The organism is Paenibacillus sp. FSL R10-2199, assembly GCF_038000235.1.
Classification (GTDB): domain Bacteria; phylum Bacillota; class Bacilli; order Paenibacillales; family Paenibacillaceae; genus Paenibacillus_AQ; species Paenibacillus_AQ phytohabitans.
The window spans coordinates 3,284,211-3,299,549 of record NZ_JBBOBO010000001.1 but is presented as its reverse complement, the minus strand read 5'-3'; the positions used below and the strand labels follow the sequence as shown (position 1 = coordinate 3,299,549).

The 15,339-nt window shown below is 51.6% G+C and carries 12 protein-coding genes; 2 read left to right on the top strand and 10 right to left on the bottom strand.

Going from position 1 to position 15,339, the window contains the following annotated elements; genetic code table 11:
* Nucleotides 1-50: 50 nt before the first annotated feature.
* Both NYE33_RS14300 and NYE33_RS14295 read right to left on the bottom strand, forming a co-directional pair.
* A complete protein-coding gene (locus tag NYE33_RS14300) occupies nt 51-302 on the bottom strand; it encodes a PTS glucose transporter subunit IIA (protein WP_341068666.1) in 252 nt (83 codons plus the stop codon).
* 3 nt (nt 303-305) lie between these two features.
* Complete coding sequence (locus NYE33_RS14295) at nt 306-1,148, bottom strand: helix-turn-helix transcriptional regulator (protein WP_341066227.1); 843 nt, start codon at nt 1,146-1,148, stop codon at nt 306-308.
* Nucleotides 1,149-1,263: 115 nt separating this feature from the next.
* On the opposite strand from NYE33_RS14295, the gene NYE33_RS14290 reads away from it, so the two are divergent.
* Complete coding sequence (locus NYE33_RS14290; protein ID WP_341066226.1) at nt 1,264-3,249, top strand: beta-galactosidase; 1,986 nt, start codon at nt 1,264-1,266, stop codon at nt 3,247-3,249.
* A gap of 193 nt (nt 3,250-3,442) precedes the next feature.
* On the opposite strand, the gene NYE33_RS14285 is transcribed toward NYE33_RS14290, so the two are convergent.
* The 8 genes from NYE33_RS14285 to NYE33_RS14250 all read right to left on the bottom strand — a co-directional run bounded on the left by NYE33_RS14285 (nt 3,443) and on the right by NYE33_RS14250 (nt 14,204).
* Entirely contained in the window at nt 3,443-5,551 is a 2,109-nt protein-coding gene (locus tag NYE33_RS14285) for a serine hydrolase (RefSeq protein ID WP_341066223.1), read from the bottom strand.
* Nucleotides 5,552-5,627: 76 nt separating this feature from the next.
* Nucleotides 5,628-6,998 (bottom strand): 3-phosphoshikimate 1-carboxyvinyltransferase, encoded by a 1,371-nt coding sequence (gene aroA, locus NYE33_RS14280; protein ID WP_341066220.1) that lies wholly within the window; start codon nt 6,996-6,998, stop codon nt 5,628-5,630.
* Nucleotides 6,955-8,193 carry a Coenzyme F420 hydrogenase/dehydrogenase, beta subunit C-terminal domain gene (locus NYE33_RS14275; protein WP_340943541.1) on the bottom strand — a complete coding sequence of 413 codons (1,239 nt, stop codon included), beginning with the start codon at nt 8,191-8,193 and terminating at the stop codon, nt 6,955-6,957. Before NYE33_RS14275 ends, aroA begins: the two co-directional genes overlap by 44 nt.
* An 18-nt stretch (nt 8,194-8,211) precedes the next feature.
* A complete protein-coding gene (locus NYE33_RS14270; protein ID WP_341066218.1) occupies nt 8,212-9,390 on the bottom strand; it encodes a glycosyltransferase family 4 protein in 1,179 nt (392 codons plus the stop codon).
* A 21-nt stretch (nt 9,391-9,411) separates the two neighbouring features.
* Entirely contained in the window at nt 9,412-9,846 is a 435-nt protein-coding gene (locus NYE33_RS14265; RefSeq protein ID WP_341066216.1) for a hypothetical protein, read from the bottom strand.
* The gene (locus tag NYE33_RS14260; protein WP_341066214.1) at nt 9,839-11,899 is read right to left on the bottom strand and encodes an alpha-amylase family glycosyl hydrolase; all 2,061 of its coding nucleotides are present in this window, start codon (nt 11,897-11,899) and stop codon (nt 9,839-9,841) included. Before NYE33_RS14260 ends, NYE33_RS14265 begins: the two co-directional genes overlap by 8 nt.
* A gap of 2 nt (nt 11,900-11,901) precedes the next feature.
* Nucleotides 11,902-13,041 (bottom strand): DUF1611 domain-containing protein, encoded by a 1,140-nt coding sequence (locus NYE33_RS14255; RefSeq protein WP_341066211.1) that lies wholly within the window; start codon nt 13,039-13,041, stop codon nt 11,902-11,904.
* A 20-nt stretch (nt 13,042-13,061) separates the two neighbouring features.
* Entirely contained in the window at nt 13,062-14,204 is a 1,143-nt protein-coding gene (locus tag NYE33_RS14250) for a DUF1611 domain-containing protein (protein ID WP_340943531.1), read from the bottom strand.
* 197 nt (nt 14,205-14,401) lie between these two features.
* On the opposite strand from NYE33_RS14250, the gene NYE33_RS14245 reads away from it, so the two are divergent.
* Complete coding sequence (locus tag NYE33_RS14245) at nt 14,402-15,313, top strand: LacI family DNA-binding transcriptional regulator (protein WP_341066208.1); 912 nt, start codon at nt 14,402-14,404, stop codon at nt 15,311-15,313.
* Nucleotides 15,314-15,339 lie beyond the last annotated feature (26 nt).

The following is a 15,339-nucleotide window of genomic DNA, read 5'->3' as shown; positions in this document are numbered from 1 at the left end:
ACACAGAAAGCAGGGCCTGAAATCTCATGATTTCAAGCCCTGCTTGTTATTTAATGCAAATGCACACGCAGTAACGGGACACCGTCTGTCACTCCAGCCCCATCTATCAACTCCACAGATTTCACGGATTCCTGATCATCCGGGATCAACACCGGTGTAATCACCGATAGACCGGCATGTTCAATTTCAGAAATATCAAACTCTAAGAGCAATTGCCCTTGTTTGATTTTATCACCGGTCTTAACGCGAGGAGTAAACCCCCTTCCTGAATTTCTATAGTATGTTAGATGAAGATCGTATATATGTTACGACTTCTGATAACTGCGGCGGAAGGCGCCGGGTGTGAGCCGTTCCAGCTTCTTGAAGATTGCGCCATAATAGCTGGCAGATTCAAAGCCGACTTGATGAGCAATATGCTGCATCCCGCACTGCACATTGTCGAGCAGCAGTTCCTTGCTCTTATTGATCCTTACCTGATTGACATAGCTGATTGGACGAATGCCTGTCGTCTTCTTGAACATATGGCAGAAATGTTCCGGTGTGACGCCCATCAGTCCGGCAAGCGTCTGCAAAGTAATCTCTTCGGCATAATACTGGTCAATATAATCCAGGACCGGCTTTAACCGTTCATACTGCCGCCCGACGGTATCGCTGCCCTCGACAGAGACACGCTGAATAATCTCCGTCAATAAGGTATAGAGGATGGCAGAGCAGGCGTAATTGTTTAACGTTTGTGCTTGCGGCGTAAGTGCCGCTTGCAGCAGCTCCCTTATTCGGGATAGAAGGTATTCGGGCGATGCGAGCGTAAATACGCTTGTGTCTACAATGCCGACGGTTTCAAACAACCCCGCTGATCCACTGCCGTCGAAGATGATCCAGTCAACTTTCCAGCTCCCCGATAAAGCATAGTATTCGTGCTGCTGGCCGGGGAACAGCAGCATGCCCATGCCTTGCTTGACGACATGCTCCGTTCCACTCAGCTTGAGTTTGCCCTCGCCACTGCGGCATTGAATCCACTGATAATCCTGAATACCCGTGTCTCGGCGTATATGCTCCTGTTCATGATGCAGACCAATACCAAGCAAATAAAAAGGGAGCAGCTTGTCCCGGGCAGATAGAACGGGAAAAATGCGATTGGGATGAGGCATGCTCCAACTCTCCTTTTATCTTAATATTATTATATCGTATTAATTATTTAAGATATTCACTCCAATTAATATAGCATATAATCGCAATATATTGATGAACAAAGGAGATTACAGGATGACGATTAAGATTGGAATTGATTATTATCCAGAGCAATGGACTCCCGAGCTATGGGAGAAGGATGCAGCGCTTATGCAAGAGACGGGTGTTGCTGTTGTGCGAATGGCGGAATTCGCCTGGAGCCGCATGGAACCGACGGAGGGTGATTACCGGTTTGAATGGTTGGATGCAGCTATAGATGTATTCGCCGCGCGCGGCATGGAGATCGTATTATGCACCCCTACCAATACCCCGCCGAACTGGATGACAACCCGTTATCCGGATGTGCTGCCAATGGATGAGCAACGTCAAATCATCCGGCCGGGTGTACGTGGACATCGTTGCAACAACAGCTATTCCTTGAGAATGCTGGGCTCCAAATTTGTGGAAGCGATGTCACAGCGCTACGCGAAGCATCCCGCGGTCATTGGCTGGCAAATCGATAACGAGATGCACTACCAGGAATGCCATTGCGATACGTGCAATCGTGCATTTGTCGCTTGGCTGCAGGGGCGTTATTCGAGTCTGGAAGAGTTGAACCGGGAGTGGGGCACAGTCGTCTGGAGCGGGGAGTACAGTAGCTGGGCCGAGGTAACGACGCCGCTCGGCGGCAGCAAGCCGATGAATCCTTCCTATCTTCTCGAGTACAAGCGGTTCTGCTCGGACAGCGTAGGCTATCTGCTGGGATGGCAGCTTGAAATTCTGCGCAGCAACTGTCCGGGCCATTTCGTGACGCATAACATGTGGCAATACCCGAATAGTCTGGACTATTATGATCTCTACAAAGAGCTGGACTTCGCTTCTGTGGATTATTATCCGAATGAGCTGTACCGCGATTATGGCGACCGGTTTCCGAGGAACGGAGCGCTGTCACTGGACTTGGTTCGCGGCATCAAGCGCCGCAATTTCTGGGTAATGGAGCAACTGAGCGGAGCGCAGGGCGCCTGGATGCCAATTCAGCGCCCCCCTTATCCCGGACTGATCCGAGCCCGATCCTGGCAGACAATCGCCCGCGGCGCCGACATGGTCGTTCATTTCCGCTGGCGGAGTGCTGCCTTCGGAGCCGAACAGTTCTGGCATGGGCTTATCGACCATAGCAATGTTCCTGGACGGAGGTTCAGGGAGTTCGCAGAGCTTACTCGCGAGGTGAACCGGCTGGGAGAACTGCTGGCCGGCTCAACAATCGTTACCCAGGTTGCGATTCTGCATTCGCATGATCAGCATACGGCGCTTTCCCTCCAGCCGCAAGCGGAGGGGGGAATGCATTATATGGACAACTTGTCCTCTATGCACAATGCATTTTTGAAAATGGGCGTCGGTACGGACGTTATCAACTGGACCGAGGCGCTCGATGGCTACAAGCTGGTCATTGTCCCTTCCCTCTTTCTGTTAAATGAAACAATAGTGCAGCGGCTGGAGCGATTCGCAGCCGGGGGCGGCACGGTTGTCCTCACCAATCGGACAGGTGTGAAGAACATGAGGAATGTATGTGAGATGCTGCCTCTGCCGGGGCTGCTGGCGGAAGCAGCGGGGGTTGTCGTTAGTGAGTATGATGCGATTGGCAACAGCGAGCATCGGATTCGGAACGCGGCGGGCCAGACATTCGCTGCGAAGCAATGGTGCGATCTGCTGGAACTGCGAGGAGCAGAACCGATTGCCTGGTATGACAACGACTTTTACGAGGGGGTGCCGGCGGTTACTGTCAATAAGCTTGGTGAGGGTGAAGTGTATTATGTCGGCACTTGGCCGGAGCCATCGTATTTCTATCAGCTGTTCGAAGGCATACTGAAGGAAAAGGACCTGGCGCCCAAGCTCCAGCTGCCGGAAGGTGTCGAGCTGTCGATTCGATCGAAGGGTAAGGAAAGCTTCCTGTTCCTGATCAATTTGACGAATGAGCAACGAGAGGTTACGCTTGACGTTCCCTATCGCAGCTTGTTGACGAGCAAAAGATCGGAGCAGAAGGTGATGCTGCCGGCTATGGGAGTAGATATTCTAACTTTATAGGAACAGCAGCATACTTCATTGCAAAGAGCTGTCTCACAAGGCGGAATACCTTGAGGGACAGCTCTTTATTTGTGTTCAACAGAAGTGTCGATGGACGTATGTTAAAATGAGCGAATTTTCTATTTTAGAATCTCATCAAGCCTTCCAACGGCCATTACTGGAATGTCCAGAGTGATTCATACTTAGATTCTTTTCATTCGCCGGATTTCTCCGCCAGTCCGGCCACGATCTGATCTATCGGATTCGTGAACAGGGCATACAGAATGGCAGCATTCTCCTGTTTGCTTAGGACTTCTCTGGACTTGAAGTCAACAGCCCCCTTGGCATCCGCCTGGATGTCCGGTCCGTATAAACCAAGAGCCACGGCCATCTTCACAGCCGGAATAGCCCATTTATCCGTATTACCGGCCAGCTTCACATCCTGGAACAGCTTATCCGGGTATTGTGCACTGAGCAGTCTCCATACCATGACCGCTGCCTCCTGGCGGGAGATGACCCGGTCAGGCTGGAATTCTCCGCCTGCTGTTCCCTCTACCATTCCGAGTTCTACAGCCATTTGTATATAGCCAGCATCCGGATGTCCCTGCAGATCAGGGAACGCCAGCTTCGTGGTCTTGCTCTCTTTGACACTGCTGCTCTCCAGCATCAGCCGCACATACTCGGCACGCGTAATTCCCGCCTCAGGCTCGAAGCGGAGCGCCGCATCATTCGGCAGATAGCCCAGCGACTGCAGCATCATAACCGGAACCGCATAAGGATGGCTCGTAGAGACATCGGCATAACCGGCGCCATCCGGCCCTTTCTGCGCATAGCTGTAAGGATTGAGATAAGGCTCTTTCAGATAAGCTCCTTGTCCGCCCGGCGTCAATTCAAAACCGGTAAATTTCTTGGTAAGCTCATCGATGAACAGATTATCGTCTACCTGGCGCAGCTGGCGGGTGCCCAGCAAGGCATCGCTAATGGTAAGCGCACCCTCATGCACATCAACTGTGGAGACCAGGCTCTTGAGACGGAGATCCGCATAGTATCCGGTGAACGCATCCAGAGCTTCTGCACTCAACGGCTGGAAGGTGTCCAGCTTCGCCGGTGCGGCGTATTGCGGGAAGAACGCCTGGATGAACGCCGGATAGAACATTTCCCGCAGTGCACTCTGCTGATTATAGGCAATGAACACCCCGGTGTTCTGCTCAGGGATCAGGAACATATAAGTGCTGAAGCCGATTAAATCGCCTGCTTTGGTGATAATCTTGGAGCTGCTGCCGGCACCGGGAAGCTGAATCGGCGCTTCGAAGCCGTAGGTGGTATTCGGCAGCAACGGGTGGATGGAGGAACGGTATTCCTCCATGGCATCTATAGTACTTGCAGCCAGAATGCGGCTATTCCCGGAAGTGCCTCCATTCAGAAAAGCAGTCATGAACTTGCCGATATCATCTGCAGTAGACAGCATACCTCCATGCGGCATAACAGTAGGAGTTACTGTATACAGATCAAGCGCCTTGCCGGTGGCATCATAGGCGGTAGCCAGCTCTTCTTTCAGCTTGCCTTCCAGCAGGTAGCCGCTTGAATCCATATTCAGCGGGGAGAACACATACTTCTCCATATAATCCTCATAAGGCATGCCGCTGGCCTTCTCTACCACCAGACCCAGCAGCAGTGAGGCGAAGTTGTCATACATATAGGAAGTCCCCGGCTCACGGACAACCGGCGGCATATTCCGCAGCACATAATCCTCAATTGATACCTTGGTTTCGAAATCATCGTTGATATCTTCCGGCTGCGGGTCCTGAATCCGGAAGCCGGTGGTGTGGGTCAGCAGATCCTCCACCGTTACCGGAACGCCGAAGGGATTGTCGAAGACAATCGGTCCGGTATAGACTTGAAAATCCGCTTTCAAATCGATTTTGCCTTGCTCTACCAGCTGCATGGCGGCAGCGGCAGTGAAGGTTTTGGATACCGAGGCCATGCGGAAGACCGTTTCATCCGGGTCTACCGCTGTTTTGGCAGCCTTGTCCGCATAACCGAAGCCTTCTTCTATTACCGTCTTGCCATCCTTGACCACAATAACAACCGCACCGGCAAGCTGCGCTTTCACCTCATCCGCACTGAAGAATTGCTTGAGGAATGCTGCCGCATTCTCCGTCGTTAACGGTTTGGCCTGTCCGGTTACGGACGCCGGAGGTGCAGATGCCGCAGGAGCGGCAGATGCTTGTACCGCCGGGGCAGCCAGCGTCAGAACCAGGGCAGCAGCAAGCACTGTCCTCGTCCAAAAGGCAGAACGGTTACGCAATAATGACAACTTCATTTACTTCACTCCATTCCATGTAATAGTAGATATAGTTGTTTCTACGGCATTTCATGGAAATGGGTTCAGATAAATATCAATCCGGACGCAAAATATCAATATGCGCAAACTGTGAGAGATCCTCTACGAAGCCTGGATACGAAATATTGATACAGCCGCAGTTACGGATGATCGAAGGCTCCTCCAGGCTGCTGGCCAATACAGCGGCGGTCATGGCGATCCGGTGATCGCCACAGCTGTCAACAATGGCAGGCGATAGACGCTGGCCGCCATGAATGACCATTTCATCCTCACTGCAGGTAGTTTCCACGCCAAAGGCTCTTAGCACCCCTGCAGTGGTCTGAATCCGGTTCGTATCCTTGTCTCTCAATTCCCGGCAGTTCCTAATCACAGAATCCCCTTCTGCGAATACCGATACCGCAGCGAGCAGAGGAACCTCGTCTATCAAGCTCTGTATTCGCCCGTTGCCTTCAGCACAGACAGGGGACAACCGGGTTCCCGGGGTGCAATAGATATCTGCGATTGGCTCCCCGGATATCAGTTCCTCTTCCGCTTGCAGCGTCAAAGGAAGCCCCATCTCTGTGAGCAGACGGATGAATCCGCTCCGGGTTGGATTAACACCTACCCGCTTAATCAACAAGCTGCCCTTGCGCCCCATTCCCCGGATAGCATATGCAGCCAGCAGAAAAGCCGCTGAGGACAGATCCCCCGGAACCATTACATCCCTGGCGGAAAAGGCACTTCCTCCCTTCAGGAAAGTAACATCATGATCAGAACGAATATCTATGCCGAAATACTGCATCAGGCGTTCGGTGTGATCCCGGCTTTGACAGTTTTGCCGATAACATGTGATTCCGTCCGCATATAATCCCGCGAACAGCAGGGCGGACTTTTCCTGTGCACTGAATACGGTGGCTTCCATTTCTATGGGGGACAATGGTGATGCCCCCTGAATCCGCAGAGGCAGACAGCCTTTCACCCCAAGATATTCAATCACAGCCCCCATGTCTGTAAGCGGCTGAACAACCCAGTCCATCGGTCTTGCCGAGAGCAGTGGGTTCCCTCCGAGTTCCGCAGCAAAGGACTGTCCTGCCAGGACAGACAACATCAACCGGGCTGAGGTGGCCGTATTCCCGACCTCAAGTCTGCCCGCCGGTGCCTGTAAGCCCCGGAGCCCTCTTCCATTCACTGACAGGTCATCCCCATTCCATGCAAACGTTACACCTAATTGGCGGAGAATCGCGATACAGCTCTCAATGTCACGGGAACGCAGCACATTGTACACCGTGCCTTGGCCTTCGGCGATAGCGTTCAGAACAATGGCCCGCTGGGAAATTGATTTGTCTCCGGGAACCGAATCGAATTTGAAGGAACACAACTCCCGCTTCGCCTTAATCCGCAAATCACATTTGGCCGGTAGCCCGGCCCTGCTTCGTACCAATTCCAATTCTGATCACCTCGTCATCGGAGAGTATTTGCGAGTAATCCATATCTCTTCCGGGAGCCAGCGGAATCCTCCGGTCGCCCATTGCTGCATAGCTGCGGTACCGCTGCCGTTTCCGCTCCAGTCCAAGGTTATTCTCAAAGGTGTAATCGAACAGCTTGACCGCGTTCCGGCGCACCGCAAGCTCAAGCAGGTCAGCACCTGTCTTCGTTCGCACCATTACCGTGGATGAGGCTTTGGCAGATATCCCTTCTCTGCTGGAATCAAAAATATTGGGATCTCCATCCGAAATCGAAATATCAGCAAGGCCTGACCACCAATCCGGACAAGCAAGACAGCGAAAGGTTTTAAACTTTTTGAATTCCTCCACCAGCCGGTAAAAGGGCAGATAATGCTCCTGCCCCTGCCGGGTTCTAACCATGAACTGCCCCGGATATTCTCCTTCCCGGTACTTCATCAAAACTACGTCAGCCAAGTCGATCCCCAAGATTTCCGTAATCAGATGCTCGGTACCGCCCAATGAAGTGTTGGACGCGCATCCCAGCTCAATCGTGAACGCCACTTTGTCTGCCAGTACAGTGGACGGCGAGTGTTCCGGCAGATTTAGCAGCTTATGGATGCCTTGAATCTGGCAAGGTACGCCTATAATGCCGATCTTGTCATATCTGCGATCCTGCAGCAGATCCAGATTGGGAGTGATGCAGTAGCTGGTCTGGGCACACTCGATAATCTTGTCCACTGAATCGGCAAGGTAGGCCTTCGGCACCCAGGGACGCTCCTTATCTCTTCCCACAACAATCACCGCGTCAGCAAGCTTCTCTTCCAGCGCGGTAACCGCCAGGATCGTCCCCGCCCCGCCGGCTGCCGCCCGGCCGAGAATCTCCGGGTCTGCCGCTGACAATTGACAGGTAGACAAGTAGATGCCGGTCCAGCGTTCAAGCTCTGAACGGTTGCGGCCGAAAATGCGCCGCTCAGATTCCATAACGCCTGTATCATAGCCCGGGCACACCTCCGAGCAGAGATTGCAGCTTCCGCAGGTGTCGGCCGCCTGGCTCTCCAGACCCTGAAAGACCGGGAGCGAGATGGAATCTCCGTTCATCGCAAGCAGACCTTGGGGACACACTGCAGCGCACAATCCGCAAGAGGCGCATAACGATAGATCTAGAATCTCTTCCTTGAGTGTTATAAAAGATGTCATACCGGCATCTTCCCTTCCTCATAATCTCACGCCGCTCAGCGCGGAATAGACTTCCCTGGTTCTGTCAGCAATGGGGTTCCAGTCATACCGCAGCAGCACCTCCCGCCGCGCTGCTTCTGCAAGCAGGCTCCCCTCATCCGGCTCACGGAGCAACTGTCGAATCCGGCCCGCAAGCATGTCAGAATCTCCGGATATGCTGGTGAGTCCAGTCCGCCCATGCTCAACAATCTCGGCCAATCCCCCTTCTTCAGACACAATTACCGGTGTACCGCTCCCCATCGCTTCCAGTGCCACAATGCCGAAGGGCTCATATAAGCTGGGAAATACACAGACATCGGCAATCTGGAACAGATAGCTTTTCTCCAGGCTGTCCACGAAGCCGGTGAAGTGTATGCTTGTACCCAGCTCAGCCGCACTGGCTTCAAGCTCGGCGAACATCGGTCCCCGGCCTGCGATAATACAGGTGCATTGCGGGAATTCCCGCACTACCTCATGCATGCTTTGCAGCAGCACCTGTACCCCTTTTTCCTTCACTAGTCTTCCAATGAACAAGATAATCTCTCCGCCATTGCGCGCATACTGCTCTCTTCTGAAGGGATGTGCGGGAATCAGCTCCAGTGAACGGAGATCAATGCCGTTCGGAATAATCTCCGTCCTTGACTCCTCAAGACCATGCACAGTACAGACCTCCCGCTGCATATGCAGGCTGCATACAATAACCCTGTCCGATGTAGAGACCAGTTCATTCTCAATGGCATGAATCGTGTGCTGCTGAGGCGTGAATACTCCCTGGTTCCTCCCAAATTCTGTAGCATGGATTGTTGTAACAAGCGGTAACGACAGCCGTTGACGGAGAAGAAGGGCTGCGTAGCCGACCAGCCAATCATGCGCGTGAATAAGATCGAGTCTTACGTTCCCGATTAGCCGGGATACAACGTAATCTACAATCGCCAGATTGAACTGAAGCACCCAATCCTCGAAATCGGTCAAATTCTCATAAGAATTCACACGGTGCACGTATACGCCGTTCTCCACTTCCAGAACGGGCCGCCCGGGGGCGCTGTTGGTGATTACATGAACTTCGGTCTGCCCGCTTGCCAAATGCCTGGACAATTCATAGACATGCGGGGCCATCCCTCCGATCACCACAGGCGGATACTCCCAGGACAGGATTAAGACAGATGCGCTAGACTTCATAGGTTGTCCCCTCCTAATCTCTCAATGTGTAGAAAGTGAATATCCTGTGAAGAATTCCCACCATGTATTTTGCTCCAGCAGCGGAGGTGAAGAATGGTCTCTTTGGAAGGAAAGCCAGTCGGAATATTCGAGGCTGCCGTCATCACAAACAAATAACACATTAGATCTTAAAATTGGTACAAACGTTTGCACTTTTTTAATAATCCCTAAATCTGCATAATAGTAACGTTCTTGCGGCCTCGGAATCCGCATCTCCAGCGTTTGCCCGAGCGGCTTGTACACAGGGAAAAGGAACTGGGCAAATTTGTTATCGGAAGAGAGCGTGGTTAGCCGGACAGCCTGCTGCAGCTCAAGCCAGCCACTTTTGAAATGCCAGGCAATCAGCCGCCTTGTCTCTTCGTCCAGCACCGTTCGAAAGATCAGACGCGTCCCGTCAAACTGCAATCTCTCATCCATATGCAGCATCTCCTTCGGACAACGGATTAGCTTCCTGGTGACATCCCTGCCACTCCACGATCATTTCCGATACACCCTCCGCAGGCGTATGGATGTAATGAGCCTCCCCTTGCTCCAAGCGCACAATACCAGAGTCACCCCTTAGCAGAAAATTGAACTCGATCCGGCAGTCTGCGGGCAGACTGATATCGCAATACCAGGTTGGATACCGGTAGACGATATGATTGTAAAACGGCCCTGCGGCCCTCTCTGCTTTCCATTCTCCAAGCTCATACACGTTCCCCGTCACATAGACCCTAGTATCATATTCGGTATACAGATTCTTGACTACCAGCCTTACCGTGACCAGCGTTCCTGTCCACACCGTCAGTTCTTCCGCCAGCTGGAACTCGCTCTCCCCGCCTGTCAGACCTTGTACAGAATGTGTTCCCGCCGGGACCGCCGGAATCCTGGCTACGATCTTCTCCGATTGCCATGAGATTACATCAGCCTCATAACCACCAACCATCAGACGGCCGTTGTTACCTAAATGTCTGCCCCGGATAATAAGCTCACTTCGCGGCGCCGCTGCTTTGGGATAGAAGTGTAAGGCGGCCGGCTCCTCCAGATCTGACTCATGAACATAGATATAAGCAGACTGAGGTGCCAGTATTACATTTTGTATGTCCCCTTCGGCTCCGGCAACTGCCTGACGGTCTGGATAAATGTCCTTAAGCAGGCTGGAGTATGCGCCTTGCGGCAGAGAAGTAACCAGCGGAGGCAGTGTATGTCCGCTTTCACCCTGATTAATTAGAATAAGTGCAACATCCTTCTTGCAGCTGCGCTCGAATACGAGCACCCCCGAATTCACATACAGCAGCTTCGTATTACCGTAACCAATCGCAAGATTACATGCTCTTAAACGATTAAGCTGAGCCACTAACCGGTAGGCCGTAGTCTCCCTGCTGAAGGAGCTCATCATGGCACGATTGCCGGGATCATCCCCGCCGCTCATGTACTGCTCGGTTCCATAGTACACCACAGGCAGGCCTGCAGAAGTCAACAGCAGCACAAGCGCCAAATCTGTAAGCCAATGGTCAGAATTCCGGGTGAACCGGCTCATATCATGATTATCCAGAAAAATAAGCTGGTCATGCATATGCTTATAGCTGCCGGAGGATTCACATAGCATTTCGGCAAAAGCACCGAAGCCCTGCGGCCCATGAAAGGCCTCGCGGATCGCATGGGTGAACATAAAATGCAGCAGACTCATTCCGGTCCCATTGGCAAAAGCAGCATTGTCCTGTGTGCAGCCATGTGCTTCAAGAAACCACTCCCCGAACACATAAGCCGGTTTCCTGGCATGGATGAAGCCGCTCAAGGCGGTTAACCAGCCTGGGGGAATATGTTTGGCCGCATCGATCCTCACACCGTCCACCCCCAGATCTAGCCAGAAGGCAATCCCTTCCCGCAAAAGCTCATCCACTTGCGGGTTCATCTGATCCAATCCGGCCAGGTCATACAAATTCCGGTACTGCGAATCTTCGGCATCCCGAAAAGCAGTGCCGCCATTATGCAGAAATACACGCTCCAGGTCTCCCGAATACGTAGCTACCAGCTGGCCCGCGCGGTATATTGCGCCATTCTCCATATAATCCGGCCGCAGCTCCAGTGCCGGGGACGTATGATTCGGAGTAAAATCAATGATTACCTTAAGTCCGTGCTCATGCGCTGTGCTCAGCAGGGCTCTGAATGTATCCATAGAACCGAAATAAGGATTGGGCCTCAGGAAGTCTCTGGGCCAATAGCCATGATAAGAAGCCGTGCCTTCTTCATCGTCCGTGCACACATGAATGTTCTCTGCCGGCTGGGAAATCAGGATCGCGCTGACCCCCATACCGGTAAGATATCCGTCCTGTATCCTGGCAATAATTCCTGTCCAGTCGCCGCCGAGATATTTTCGCAGATTGCCTGCGCCAGAGCTGAAGAGCTCCGCTCGCGGCCGGCTGGCAGGGTTGCCTTCGCAGAACCGGTCGGTGACAATCTGATAGATGCATTCGCCCGGATTCAGCATGTTTACTTACCAGAAGCGGCCGGAATAGCATTCGCTTCCTCCAAGAGAAGATTCACCGCTGCTTCTGCTTGTTCGGTAAAGAGGACCTGAATATGAAATTTCTGTTCCAGTTCAAGCTTGCGGGCCAATCGTTGTTCAAGGGGATAGATTTCATAATGCCCATAAGAGGTTTCAAGCTTATCCGGCAGCAGCAGGGCAATCGGCCGCTTGGAGTAGATTCTTAAGATTTCAATCGCATCAAGTATAGCGCTGTCATCATCATAACCGGCAATCAGCAGAACATATTCCGGATCAAATGTCCGCAGCATCGCGTATCGCAGAGAATTGAAAGCAATATTCATTGTGGGAAGAATGGAGCTTTGCCCCGCCATAACGATCCAATCGCTGCCGCTCTGCTGGGCTTGATGAATAACAGTATCGATATAATACGGGTACTGCTCCAACGGACGGTGCGCCAGGAATTTGAAGATATCCCCTTCAGGCTGCCCGAACAGGAATCCGGTTGGCTCTGTGATAAAGGCTGTAGCCGGAATGCCCAGCGCTCCGAACTGCCGATAGAGATTCATCTGCACGGTAAACTTGCCAATGCACCCCCGCGTAGCAAAAACACCAACTCTCTTAATCGTTCTGGGGCGGGCAAACATCAAGGCTTCCTTCTCGAACTGTCCCAGATAGCACTCAATATCTGTTCCGCCCGTGCTGTAACGCTCATCCATCTCCTGAAAAAGCTTCTCCTGAGGACTGTGAACCACGTCGATTTTTAATTGCTGCTCTGCCATCCAGTTCAGGGTATCCCTGTCATAAATTTCATGAACACTGACTACCCTTAAGCCCCGGGCTGAAGCATACAAGACCAATTTTCGCCATAATTCCGCCAGATCGTGTTCAGCGAATACACCTTTGTTACCCCCAAAAGTAGTGCCGGGATCATTGAGAATCAGAGTGTCCGCATCCTTCAGACCAGCTTCCATAGACGAATGAATAAGAATTCCCGAATGCTTCCCGTCCACCTGCTCTCCGGCATCTTGTCCGTCTTCCTGCACGAAGTCGATTACCGACACAATCTCCACACTCAACAGGTCACGAAAGCGAAGCAGACCCTGCGTGATTTTATTGAAGGGATACAGGACAACCCTTTCCATATTCACCGCCTCCGCCCGGATCATAATTTGACAGTCCGCTTATAGCCAGCCAGCTTGGCAGCCAATCTGCCAATGTCCAGCACCGATTCAACATTCTCGGCTGCAAACCGGCTGCGGATCTCTTCCTTGCGCTGTTCTATTTCTTCCGGGGTCTTCGAGATGTATTCTCCGAAATCAACTTCGTATTTATCCGGAATCAGAATGGCAAACGGCCGGCTGCCATTGCCGTAAACGCGAAGAATATCGAGGCTGTCTCTAATCTGCTCATCATCATCGTAGCCTGCGATCAGGATCGTCAAATCGGGCTGTAAAGCGCGCAAATAGGAGACCTTGGTCGCTGCAATCACGAAATTCTCATTCGGAAGCAAGGAGCCTTGACCTGACAGCAGGACATAATCACAGCCTTCGCTCTCTGCTTCCCGGACAGCCGCGTGAATGTAGTACGGATATTGGCTCAGCGGCTTATTGGCAATAAATTTCATTATATCGCCGCCCGGTTGATTGAAGAGTGCGGCTGTAGGCTCGGTTATAATCGCCTGAACCTTCTCTCCTGCCTGCTTAAGCGCCCGGAATAATGACATTTGGGCAGTAAATTTCCCGAGGCATCCTCTTGTTGCGAATATCCCTACCTTGCATATATTGCGGTTATAAGCGGTTATTTGTGCGTCCATATCAAAATAAGATAAATAAGTGGCTATTTCATCTCCAGGGGAAGGAAAAACATATTCTGTATGAAGCCGGCGCTGCAGACTTGCGGGGATTTGCGGTAGAATTTCAATCGTGATTCCATTCTCGAGCAGCCATTCCAGGGTCGGACGGTCAATAATTTCGTGCACACTGATGATCCGCAGCTTGTGCTCATGGGCAGAGACAACCAGCATTCTCCACAGCTGGCTGAGCTTATGCTCGCCATACACACCCTCGTTATTTCCGAAGGAGGTTCCTGGATCATTCAGAATAAGAGTATCCGCTAAGCCAAATACCTCTTCAAAATTGTCCGTGACCGGAATGCCCGCCGCACGCCCTTCCACCAGCTCTGCTGCATCTTTGCCCTTATGCAGGACAAAATCAACAACCGCCCTTACTGTAAAATCCGTTAGATCCCTGAACCTGATGATCCCTTGCGTAATCTTATTGAAGGGATACAACACTACATTGTCCATGCATAACCGCCTCCCATAATAGAGTAAAGAATAGACAACAACCGGTGACTTAACCGATTAAGCTGATACTACAATATTTTACATATTATATCAACAACAAGAAATAAAAGGTTTATTATGACACATCACATCCAGGATTGACGACTGATCCAGCTAATGTTAATCTTTAGGAAATCAACAGACAGGAGATTGGTGCGTTGAAAAAAACGACTATGAAGGACATCGCCATCCGTGCTAACGTATCCGTTGCCACCGTAAGCTATGTGCTGAATCGTGTGGATAATCAGACCATTCCTGAGAAGACGCGCCGCCAGATTATGGAACTGGCTAAAGAGCTCCGCTATATTCCAAACTTAGCAGCCCGCTCACTGGCAAACCAAAAAACCGGTCTGATAGGTGTATTGGTCCACAAATCCAAGTCATTGCCCTACTGGAAGCTGCATGCCCAGCTCGCCTTCATTCATGCTTTGGAGCAGCGGCTTACAGCGGCCGGTTATCATACGCTCCTCTATTCTCTGGATACCGACACCCCTTCGCTGGATATTATCGTTGAACGCAAGCTGGAAGCCGTGTTTCTCATTGATGCACAAGACCATTCCTTCTACTCGATCTCCAGACACTTTGTCGAGGGCATCCCCCTGATTCTGATCGACAGCATGATAGAGGATAAGCTGTTCAAGCAGGTGGTGTTTAATTACCGATCAGCGCTTGAAAAAGCACTTCCCGAAGATCTGTCGCAGGTCTGCTTGATTATGGAGGGCTTCAATAATTCGCTCCTCACCCGCTATATCCGCAGCAGTGTTCCTCTGGCTGATGATGCTGTCTTTGAGATCCGTGAACTTCAGGATTTGCTTCCGGCAATGGAGCATCACCGCTTCAAGCAGGCAATTGTGATCAATGAATTCATTGGCAGCTACGTGGAGAAGTCTGGAAAGTTCGAGCATCTTACGGTAATCTGCACATGTAATTCCCCGGAAATGCTGGGTGAGCATGTGAAGAAGATTCTTTTTCAAGGAGACAAAGCGGAGGTTGCCTATGAACTCATGCAAGAGCTGTTGCACCATTCGGACTACTCTGAGCAGGTGAATAACTGTTATTATGTCGACTAATTTTTTTTGAGGGTTAACTTAAGCGT

Excerpts from the sequence above, each read along its gene's own strand:
- NYE33_RS14295 (WP_341066227.1), bottom strand. The coding sequence starts at position 1,148 with ATGCCTCATCCCAATCGCATTTTTCCCGTTCTATCTGCCCGGGACAAG.
- NYE33_RS14290 (WP_341066226.1), top strand. The coding sequence starts at position 1,264 with ATGACGATTAAGATTGGAATTGATTATTATCCAGAGCAATGGACTCCC.
- NYE33_RS14285 (WP_341066223.1), bottom strand. The coding sequence starts at position 5,551 with ATGAAGTTGTCATTATTGCGTAACCGTTCTGCCTTTTGGACGAGGACA.
- NYE33_RS14275 (WP_340943541.1), bottom strand. The coding sequence starts at position 8,193 with ATGACATCTTTTATAACACTCAAGGAAGAGATTCTAGATCTATCGTTA.
- NYE33_RS14270 (WP_341066218.1), bottom strand. The coding sequence starts at position 9,390 with ATGAAGTCTAGCGCATCTGTCTTAATCCTGTCCTGGGAGTATCCGCCT.
- NYE33_RS14265 (WP_341066216.1), bottom strand. The coding sequence starts at position 9,846 with ATGGATGAGAGATTGCAGTTTGACGGGACGCGTCTGATCTTTCGAACG.
- NYE33_RS14260 (WP_341066214.1), bottom strand. The coding sequence starts at position 11,899 with ATGCTGAATCCGGGCGAATGCATCTATCAGATTGTCACCGACCGGTTC.
- NYE33_RS14255 (WP_341066211.1), bottom strand. The coding sequence starts at position 13,041 with ATGGAAAGGGTTGTCCTGTATCCCTTCAATAAAATCACGCAGGGTCTG.
- NYE33_RS14250 (WP_340943531.1), bottom strand. The coding sequence starts at position 14,204 with ATGGACAATGTAGTGTTGTATCCCTTCAATAAGATTACGCAAGGGATC.